The sequence below is a fragment of the Anaerobacterium chartisolvens genome, assembly GCF_003337415.1.
Classification (GTDB): domain Bacteria; phylum Bacillota; class Clostridia; order Acetivibrionales; family DSM-27016; genus Anaerobacterium; species Anaerobacterium chartisolvens.
This window is the reverse complement of record NZ_QPJT01000083.1, coordinates 1-1,114: the sequence shown is the minus strand read 5'-3', so window position 1 is coordinate 1,114 and position 1,114 is coordinate 1. Positions and strand designations below refer to the sequence as shown.

Here is a 1,114-nt window from a genome sequence, read left to right as displayed (position 1 = left end):
TAAAGCAAGCAAGGCCCGGCAAAAGCTTATATAATTCCTTGAAGCTCACAAATAACATGAGCACAAATTAATTAAATCCGTTATATTTTTTATACCTTTCTTTTTCTTTAATTTATATCAATTAATGAATTGAAAGCCTCACAGTATCGCACATTCCTTCCCAGCAGCCTAAATCCCTCATTCGACAGCCGCGATATCCCCGACACCGACATATTTCCCACATACCTGCATATCCTTGCATATGTATACCCGCATAACGCACGCATTATGTATGTTATAAAGGCTCTTACCTCTACCGTGTCCCTGCTGAATTTTGTCCTAAGTCTCTGAGGCAGGGCTTCTCCCAAAAGCTCACCCAGCTTTTCTATCAGCTTCTCCGGCGATTCATGCCTTATAATCCGTTTTTTCCCGCTTTCGTAGCAATTTTCGGTATACTCCTTCATTATTCCTTCGTCTACTTCCCTCATAATGCCCGTCTCCCTCATTGACTCGGTGAAATACCAATATTTCCTCCTCGCCTCTTTTTTGTCCCTGCTAAAAAGCTGCAGCAGAAATTCGGTATCTACAATTCCTTCCATATCCTTCAGTCTGCCTGTATAGATTCCATACGAGGAATACGGATAAAGCTCCTCTCTGCCTGAGTATCCCGGCAAGTCCTTTGTATTATTATGAATATATGCCGATAGTGTCAGGCTATAAGTATCATTATCAACTATTTTGCTTGCAAACCGGCCCTGAAATAAATGCCCGTGCCGACCATAACGTCTGTTGTAATATGTAACATATGCGGTATTGAGCCCAAGCATGAACAATGAAATATCGAACCCACAGGGATTTATATATAAGTGGACATGGTTATTCATAAGGCAATAGGCATAGATTTTACAGCAGTATTTATCTATGTAGCGCTTTAGCAGCGCAAGATAATACGCTTTATCCTCATCACATCGGAAAAGCTCCACCTCGCTTATGCTTCTGGACATAACGTGGTACATGGACCCATCTGACTTTTTTCTGGCTGCTCTCGGCATAATCATCACCTCAGAATATATTGCTTTATGAGATATATTATACCTCCTTTGTGTAATAATTGTCAAGAACAAATGTTCTAAAA

At 40.6% G+C, this 1,114-nt stretch carries 1 protein-coding gene; it reads right to left on the bottom strand.

Annotation, left to right across the window (positions count from 1 at the left end; all coding sequences use genetic code 11):
* Window positions 1-107: 107 nt before the first annotated feature.
* A complete protein-coding gene (locus DFR58_RS21635) occupies window positions 108-1,031 on the bottom strand; it encodes a transposase (protein WP_170138288.1) in 924 nt (307 codons plus the stop codon).
* Between the last annotated feature and the right edge of the window lie 83 nt (window positions 1,032-1,114).

Excerpts from the sequence above, each read along its gene's own strand:
- DFR58_RS21635 (WP_170138288.1), bottom strand. The coding sequence starts at position 1,031 with ATGCCGAGAGCAGCCAGAAAAAAGTCAGATGGGTCCATGTACCACGTT.